This is a genomic window from Buttiauxella sp., assembly GCF_035271705.1.
Classification (GTDB): domain Bacteria; phylum Pseudomonadota; class Gammaproteobacteria; order Enterobacterales; family Enterobacteriaceae; genus Buttiauxella.
Map to the genome: position 1 here is coordinate 19,216 of NZ_DATERI010000004.1, position 8,518 is coordinate 27,733.

Here is an 8,518-nt window from a genome sequence, read left to right on the forward strand (position 1 = left end):
ACTCCCCCATTGCAAATCTCATATGATTATTGGCTGTACCCTAAATAATTCGAGTTACAGGACAAAAGACTTTGCCGAGTCACGCGACAATTCAGTCAGTCCCCAGTCACATAGATAACTATGTGACTGGGGCGAACCGATGCAGTCAACATACCTGCGACTCGAAGAAAGACGGGTATTACTTGCCTGTTTTAACTTTAGTCCAGGCACGCGTAATAACACGGTCAACTTTTGGTGATTGCACATTCTGAGTGAACAGTTTGGCGCTAATATCAGCCGGTGGATAAATCCCCGGGTTATCACGAATCTCAGCATTTAATAGCGGAGTCGACTCTTTATTCGCATTCGCGTAATAAACGTGATTACTGATATTGGTTATCACATCTGGTCGCATCAGATAGTTAAGGAACTGATAGGCTTCATCTTTATTTTTCGCATCAGCGGTCATTGCGAACATATCGAAGTAAACCATCGCCCCTTCTTTAGGAATGGTATAAGCAATATTCACGCCATTCTTTGCTTCTTTGGCGCGGTTTGCCGCCTGGAGAATATCACCAGACCAACCGATCGCTACGCAGATGTCGCCATTAGCCAAATCGTTGATGTATTGGGAAGAGTGGAAATAACGGATAGACGGACGCAATTTCAACAGCAGATCATTCGCAGCACCGGTGTAATCTTTCGGATCGGTGCTGTTAGGATCTTTACCCAGATAGTGAAGCACACTGGCGTAAACCTCACTTGGCGCATCAAGGAAGGAAACGCCGCAGCTTTTCAGTTTCTCAAGGTTTTCTGGTTTCAGGATAAGATCCCAGCTATCCACTGGCGCATCTTCGCCCAGCGCCGCTTTGACTTTTTCGACGTTATAACCGATTCCGGTGGTGACCATCAGATACGGAATGCCATATTTATTATCGTGGTCGTTATGGGCGACCAGTTTGAGCATTTCCGGATCGAGATTTTTGTAGTTTGGCAGTTTGGTCTTATCAAGAGGTTGGAAAATACCGGCCTCGGCCTGGCGCTCAAGGAATTGTGAAGAAGGCACGACGAGATCATAACCCGTGCTGCCCGCCATCAATTTCCCTTCCAGGACTTCGTTGGAGTCAAAGACGTCGTACACCACTTTAATGCCAGTTTCTTTAGTAAAGTTTGCCAGCGTATCTGGGGCGATATAATCGGACCAGTTATAAATGTGCAGCGTCTTTTGTTCATCGGCAAACGAGACGGCAGAAACGGCCATCAGCAGACCCGCCACCATACCCGATAGCATTTTTTTACGTTGGTTAAACATATGTGATTCCTTCTGAAAAAGTCTAATTCCCGCTTTCGCGAGCATAATTTACTCAATCATACGTTTACGCATTTTCTTCTCGCTTCTGGCACATGCAAGAATCATGCATCTCTATGCAAACTGCAGTAAAAAAGTACAAACGACTTCCTGCAGATGTTGCACGCTTGTAGCGTTGCGCAAGAATAACTGTAGCCAGGATTAGTGACTATAGCTCAGATAAAAAAGCGCCATTTATCAATTTTTTAAGCATAAAACGTCTACGCTGTGGCGCAAATAGCGCGGTAGTGGGGAGAATAATGCTGGGGAGAGGTTGATAAGGCAGAATAAAAAATTGTGAGGCGCAGCGGGTATAGACGCCGCTGCGGTCAGTAAAGATACGATCAGTGGAGAAAGTGGGTTTGAATAATTGTACCGTCTTGATCTTCTTCTTCTTCAGAGATAAAGAGCAATTGGTTCGCGCACGCTTCCAGAATCACCATCGAGATTTGTTCTTCGCTCTGTTTAACAAAAGCTGCAAATTGCTCGCGAGTAATGCCAACAGACGCTTGGAGTGACTGGCAAACCACAAGTTTAGGTAAATTATCATCCTGGATATCCAAAAATGCTTTCACCGTCAGTGAACTGGCGTTAATAGACGAAAGATCGGATGCCAGGGGCAGCAATGCGGAGGGCTTTACCTCGGCCAGGGCTGAAAACAAGACGATATTATCGACAAGATCGATTTTCGCATCGTAGACACCATCAAAATTCTGCATATGGGGCAGATGGAGCGCCTGGCATGTATCGCACTCGAAAATGGTCACGCCGATTTCGTCAAGCCAGCGGCGTAAGATGTCCAGAGTAGGGACAACGAGTGAATCCATAAATGCCGTAGCCTCTTTTTAAGGGGGTAATGAAGTCGCGTTATATATCAAAATATTTCGAGTTGCATCGCAGCGGCAAGAGAACGACAAATTCGTCGGGTGAGTGAACGCAGCCAACAAAGATGCAGCTTGAAATATGAGGGGTATAGCTTACGCAAAAATAACGCCTCATACTATTATTATGCACCCAATGGTGAATGCGCTCGATTTTAGCCACCCGTTTTCAGGCAATAACCTGGCTGCGCCTGTTGCTCAATCCACTTGATCATTAAGGTCGCAATATCAATACCGCTCGTCTTTTCAATACCTTCCAGACCAGGTGACGCATTCACTTCCATCACGAGCGGGCCACGATTAGCACGTAAAATATCAACACCTGCAACATCCAGTCCCAAAGTCGCGGCAGCATGGAGGGCAATTTCGCGCTCACGCTCCGTAATGGTGACCTGATTTGCCACCCCTCCGCGGTGTAAATTGGAGCGGAAATCTCCAGGCTTTGCCTGGCGTTCGATAGCCGCCACCACTTTATTTCCTACCACCAAACAGCGGATATCCCTGCCCTGCGCTTCTTTTATATATTCTTGCACCAGGATGTGGGCATTCAGACCGCGAAAGGCGTCAATCACGCTTTCTGCCGCCTGGCGCGTTTCCGCTAACACCACACCGATTCCTTGCGTACCTTCAACCAATTTCACCACCAGCGGCGCTCCACCGACCATGTCGATGAGATCACTAGTGTCATCAGGTGAGTGGGCAAAACCTGTCACAGGTAAATCAATGCCCTGGCGCGCCATCAACTGCAAAGACCGCAGTTTGTCGCGGGCACGAGTGATCGCCACTGACTCATTGAGCGGGTAACTGCCCAACATCTCAAACTGGCGTAACACGGCGGTGCCGTAAAAAGTCATTGCCGAGCCGATACGCGGAATCACCGCATCATAATGAGGAAGTTGACGGCCTTTATAGTGTACGGAGGGGGCAGCCGGGTTGATGTTCATGTAGCAAGAAAGGGGATCGATGATTTCGACAACGTGGCCACGGCGAGAGGCCGCCTCACGTAAGCGTTTGCAAGAATAAAGCGTTCCATCCCGGGATAAAATGGCGATTTTCACCCTGTACCTCAGCGTTTCCGGTCCAATAATAACAGCGGAATTATCATAGCACTGCCATGACATTTCAACGAATGGGCAATGTACCTGGCGACTGTTTTGGTGGAATGGAAGCCAGATGATGCTGACGAGCACTAATACCGTTTAAGCAGATGATTGATAACAAAAATGTATTGATGGCGGTGGCGAATGACAACACCCATTGAGACTCGTCATACTTCGAGTTGCAGCCAACACTCCTGCAACTTGAAGTATGACGAGTCTGGCTTAGCGGGTAGCCCAGCCCTGCTTATGCAAATAATCCAGGATGAAAGGACGGTTTTCTTTAATGATGGTGCGACGGATGTGGTCACTCCATGTGTCACGACGGGTATTGCTACCGCGAGAAAGATAGTACTGCGCCATCTCTTCGTCATAGTGTGCCAAGACTTCAGTATCGACGGGCTTATAGCTATTTTCATGCATCACCATCGCGGCAGGCATGCGAGGTTTGATGTCGTGTTCCTCGTCGGGCCATCCCAGACATAGGCCAAACAGAGGCAGAACGTGTTTCGGCAATGCCAATAATTCGGTAACTGTCTCGATACTGTTACGAATGCCGCCGATGTATACACCGCCTAAACCTAATGACTCCGCCGCCGTAAAAGCGTTTTGTGCAAGCAGCGCGGTATCAACAACGCCCAGCAGCAATTGCTCAGCCAAGCCAAGCTGTGCTTCCGGGCAGATTTGCAAATGGCGGTTGAAGTCGGCGCAAAATACCCAGAACTCTGCGGCTTCAGCCACATGTTTCTGGCCCCCCGTCAGCGATACAAGCTGTTCGCGCAGGGATTTATCGGTAATTCGAATAATCGAACTGCATTGCAAAAAACTGGAACTGGAAGCCGCCTGGGCACTGGCAACAATCGCTGCACGCTGTTCATCTGTAATGGGTTCGTCAGTAAAACGACGAATGGAACGGTGTGAACGCAGCAGATCAATGGTCGGCGTCATCGTGTTTATCCTTTGGCTTGTCTGAAAGAGATTTATCGATTGGTGTCTGACCTTTGGTCAGCAGCGGTGCAACATTTTGAGCCATCGCCCATACCATGAATGCCGCCGCTGGAATCATCAACGCAATCCCCAAAAATACCATGACAATAGCCGCTGTTGCACCCCCAACGGGCGCAGGTAATATCACGTAGCCATTCAGGGAAAGATAGGAAAGCAGTAAAAAAGCGATACCGATAACTTCGAGAATTAATACCGGCTTCGGTAACGAACCAAGTGAGCGCATCCGCTTGTCTCCAGAGGCAATTATCGCCCCAGTATACCCCCTTCATACTTCAAGCGGCATGTTTGTTGGCCACGCTTTATACCCTAAATAATGCAGGTTGTAGGCAGGCGGCAACCAAGGGAATCCTCGGGAGATGACTCAAGTAAGTGATGAGGTGAGTGATATAGCCAACGCACTTGCAGCTTGAAGTATGACGGGTATATAGGTGGGGAATATCAGACTAACAGGCAAGACCTTCTTTCCATTCGTAACAGTTAGCGGCATTATAGTTGCCATACGCCGTTTCGTTCGGCCACTAAAAATGAAGGAGATACCATGTTTGCAGTGATTTTTGGCCGCCCAGGCTGCCCATATTGCGTTCGTGCTAAAGAGTTGGCTGAGAAACTGACCGCTGAGCGTGACGACTTCAACTTCCGTTATATTGATATCCATGCGGAAGGCATCAGTAAAGCCGACCTGGAAAAAACTGTCGGTAAACCTGTTGAAACCGTTCCACAGATCTTCCTCGACCAGAAACACATTGGTGGTTGCACAGATTTCGAAGCTTACGCGAAAGAACACCTGAGTTTGTTCCAGAGCGCGGAATAAGCAGCAGACAAAAAAACCGGCTCAGTGAGCCGGTTTTTTTTATCTTCGCTGTCGGCTGAGTGCTCTATGTAAAAACATATAGCACAATGCTCCAAGAGCACACCAAAACACAGCACTAAACATCCACGCCATTTCTTGCCAGAACGTTCGCGTTGGCGACATCCATAAACGTATGATTAGCAGACAAAAAGGTGAAGCAAGTACTGCGCCCATCAGCGGTTTGATCACTCGGCCATGGCGGGAAAACACGCTAGCGATAACACCCGGCAGGATGAAAAACAGCATCCCCCACTCTGAGTGCCTATCACCCGAGTAGCTATTGGCGGCCATTAATTTCTGCGAAAGAAATACGCCAACAAACAACACGAAGCAGCAAATGACCCCAAACCAACGTTGTCCACGCATGAACACACATCCTCCTGACGATCGCCTATATCGAACTTAAAATTACAGCTCTGCACGCAGAACCTGCCCGAGTCAGATAAGTTTCAGCAATCCTTGCAAAAAATAGATAGCGTAATTAGCACAATATTCTTACTAGCCGTTAATCCTTATAAAGATTAAACTGATGGCCATTATCATGGTCTGCGCAATGGATATTTTAATGCAAAGAAAATACATCAAACTGCGTCGTTATTAGTTGCAACCTTAAACTAAAAAACCATCTCTTTCAACACGTTACTAGTAAACAAGAAGTTAGCCTTCGTGAATATAAACGTCGCAGATTTGTTAAGCGGGAATTACATCCTGTTATTATTTGTTGTTCTGGCCTTGGGCTTGTGCCTGGGGAAATTACGTCTTGGTTCCATCCAACTGGGTAATTCCATTGGTGTTTTAGTAGTCTCTTTAATACTCGGCCAGCAACATTTTTCGATTAACACAGACGCCCTAAATTTAGGTTTTATGCTGTTCATTTTTTGTGTCGGAGTGGAAGCTGGGCCAAACTTTTTTTCCATTTTCTTCCGTGATGGCAAAAATTATTTGATGCTGGCCCTGGTTATGGTCGGCACTGCCATGTTACTGGCATTAGGTTTGGGGAAACTCTTTGGTTGGGATATCGGCCTTACCGCCGGGATGCTCGCAGGCTCGATGACCTCCACTCCCGTACTGGTTGGTGCGGGTGATACATTGCGCCATTCAGGTCTCACCGGAGCCCAGTTGGCAAGATCACTCGATAACCTAAGCCTCGGTTACGCGCTGACATATCTCATCGGTCTGGTTAGCCTGATTGTTGGCGCCCGGTACTTACCTAAGCTTCAACATCAGGATTTGCAAACCAGCGCACAACAAATCGCTCGGGAGCGCGGGCTAGATACCGACGCTGCTCGCAAAGTTTATCTTCCGATTATTCGTGCCTATCGCGTAGGTTCTGAACTGGTCGCCTGGGCTGATGGTAAAAATCTGCGTGAACTCGGTATTTATCGCCAGACCGGTTGTTACATTGAACGTATTCGTCGTAATGGGATTCTGGCAAACCCGGACGGCGACGCGGTGCTGCAAAAAGGTGATGAGATTTCGCTTGTGGGTTATCCAGATGCGCATTCCCGCCTCGACCCAAGTTTCCGTAACGGTAAAGAAGTTTTCGACCGCGACCTGCTGGACATGCGCATCGTCACCGAAGAAATTGTGGTGAAGAATCACAATGCCGTTGGCCGCCGCCTTGGGCAATTAAAGCTGACCGATCATGGTTGCTTCCTGAACCGTGTTATCCGTAGCCAAATTGAAATGCCTATCGACGATAATATCGTGCTGAACAAAGGCGACGTTTTACAAGTCAGTGGTGACGCCCGCCGCGTGAAAACCGTCGCTGATCGCATCGGCTTTATCTCGATTCATAGCCAAATTACTGACCTGCTCGCCTTCTGTGCTTTCTTCATTATTGGTTTGATGATCGGCATGATCACCTTCCAGTTCAGCTCCTTTAGTTTTGGTGTGGGGAATGCGGCAGGCTTACTGTTCGCCGGGATCATGTTGGGCTTCTTGCGAGCCAACCACCCTACCTTCGGTTATATACCGCAAGGGGCGCTGAATATGGTGAAAGAGTTCGGTTTGATGGTGTTTATGGCAGGCGTTGGTTTAAGTGCAGGCAGCGGTATTGGTAACGGTTTGGGTGCAGTTGGTGGGCAAATGTTGGTGGCAGGGCTCATCGTAAGCCTGGTTCCGGTTGTTATCTGCTTCTTGTTCGGCGCATATGTTTTACGTATGAACCGCGCATTGCTGTTTGGCGCAATGATGGGGGCACGTACCTGCGCACCGGCGATGGAAATCATCAGCGACACCGCGCGCAGCAACATTCCGGCACTGGGTTACGCCGGAACCTACGCTATCGCTAACGTGTTGCTAACCCTGGCGGGGACTCTTATCGTTATCATCTGGCCTGGTTTGTGACAAAACAGCAGCCAAGAAAAGATTTTTTTATGACAGAGCGAACTTTTTGACTTAGGCAAAGTCTTAATTAATGCCACTGCTTTTCTTTGATGTCCCCAATTTGTGGAGCCCATCAACCCCGCCTCTTTGGTTCAAGGTTGATGGGTTTTTTATTGCCTGAAATTTGTGACCTTTCATATCAGTAGCCCCCCCTCTCGACAGCAACTCAAATCCATCAATACCTCTGGCTTATTTACCTTCGCGCGTTCATCACCGCCTGGGACGGCATCACCTTGCATCGTGCGGATTAGTGCTCATAATTTTAAGGATGCAGCCTGGTAAGAGTGGATACGCGATGTTAGTTAAAGGCAAAGTAGCGGTGATCATCGGTGGAAGTGGTGCGATCGGCAGCGCCGTTGCGCATGCTTTGGCGCGCGAGGGGGCGCACGTGTATCTGGGTGCGCGCAATCAGGACAAGTTGGACCGGGTTGCTCTTGATATCCGCGCTGCGGGTGGGATAGCCGAAACCTTCATCATCGACGTTCTCGACGATCAGTCCACCAGCGAACAAGTTGCACAGCTTGCACTACAGACTGGCGGCTTTGACGTGGTGATAAACGCCACCGGTTTTGTCCATAATCAAGGCAAAGGAATTGCTGAATTATCCCTGGCCGAATTCAGGCAAGGAATAGACCCGTTCCTGGCAGCACAATTCAACCTATCCAAGGCAGTCATTCCCTACATGGGCGGCGAACGCGCGGGCGTCATCCTCTCGGTTGTCGCGCCCGCCGGGCCAATGGCGATTTCAGGCCACCTGGGTCACGTCGTCGGCAGCGCAGGTATGGAAGCCTTCACTAGGGCTCTGGCCTGCGAACTTGCGCCGAGGAATATTCGGGTCATCTGTGTGCGTTCGCACGCGTTAGTCGGCGCTGTGCAGGCCGGTTCCTATACCGGTGAAGTGTTCGCACCAAAGGCACAAGCAGCGGGTTTGACGGTGGAACAGTGGGTGGCAGGGGCTGCGCAAAGC

The 8,518-nt window shown here is 49.0% G+C and carries 9 protein-coding genes; 3 read left to right on the top strand and 6 right to left on the bottom strand.

Going from position 1 to position 8,518, the window contains the following annotated elements:
* Positions 1–178: 178 nt before the first annotated feature.
* The 5 genes from potF to VJY99_RS00320 form a co-directional block, all read right to left on the bottom strand.
* Positions 179–1,291 (bottom strand): spermidine/putrescine ABC transporter substrate-binding protein PotF, encoded by a 1,113-nt coding sequence (potF, locus tag VJY99_RS00300; RefSeq protein WP_324115233.1) that lies wholly within the window; start codon positions 1,289–1,291, stop codon positions 179–181.
* Positions 1,292–1,671: 380 nt separating this feature from the next.
* Positions 1,672–2,154, bottom strand: a complete 483-nt coding sequence (locus VJY99_RS00305) for a YbjN domain-containing protein (protein ID WP_324115234.1) — start codon at positions 2,152–2,154, stop codon at positions 1,672–1,674.
* Positions 2,155–2,363: 209 nt separating this feature from the next.
* Positions 2,364–3,266, bottom strand: coding sequence for a 30S ribosomal protein S6--L-glutamate ligase (gene rimK / locus VJY99_RS00310; protein ID WP_324115236.1), 903 nt, complete (start codon positions 3,264–3,266; stop codon positions 2,364–2,366).
* 264 nt (positions 3,267–3,530) lie between these two features.
* Positions 3,531–4,253, bottom strand: coding sequence for an oxygen-insensitive NADPH nitroreductase (gene nfsA / locus VJY99_RS00315; RefSeq protein ID WP_324115238.1), 723 nt, complete (start codon positions 4,251–4,253; stop codon positions 3,531–3,533).
* Complete coding sequence (locus VJY99_RS00320) at positions 4,237–4,536, bottom strand: YbjC family protein (RefSeq protein ID WP_324115240.1); 300 nt, start codon at positions 4,534–4,536, stop codon at positions 4,237–4,239. The genes nfsA and VJY99_RS00320 overlap by 17 nt, the downstream gene beginning before the upstream one ends.
* Positions 4,537–4,851: 315 nt before the next feature.
* On the opposite strand from VJY99_RS00320, the gene VJY99_RS00325 reads away from it, so the two are divergent.
* Positions 4,852–5,124: a GrxA family glutaredoxin gene (locus tag VJY99_RS00325; protein ID WP_324115242.1), complete on the top strand. Its 273-nt coding sequence runs from the start codon at positions 4,852–4,854 to the stop codon at positions 5,122–5,124.
* 39 nt (positions 5,125–5,163) lie between these two features.
* Here the strand turns inward: VJY99_RS00325 and VJY99_RS00330 are convergent, their stop codons facing one another.
* Positions 5,164–5,529: an inner membrane protein YbjM gene (locus VJY99_RS00330; RefSeq protein ID WP_324115243.1), complete on the bottom strand. Its 366-nt coding sequence runs from the start codon at positions 5,527–5,529 to the stop codon at positions 5,164–5,166.
* A 300-nt stretch (positions 5,530–5,829) separates the two neighbouring features.
* Between VJY99_RS00330 and VJY99_RS00335 the strand changes: the two genes are divergently transcribed.
* Together VJY99_RS00335 and VJY99_RS00340 are read left to right on the top strand one after the other, a co-directional pair.
* Positions 5,830–7,512 (top strand): aspartate:alanine antiporter, encoded by a 1,683-nt coding sequence (locus VJY99_RS00335; RefSeq protein WP_324115245.1) that lies wholly within the window; start codon positions 5,830–5,832, stop codon positions 7,510–7,512.
* 334 nt (positions 7,513–7,846) lie between these two features.
* Positions 7,847–8,518 (top strand): SDR family NAD(P)-dependent oxidoreductase (locus VJY99_RS00340; RefSeq protein ID WP_324115246.1); only part of this gene is annotated, 672 nt, incomplete at its 3' end.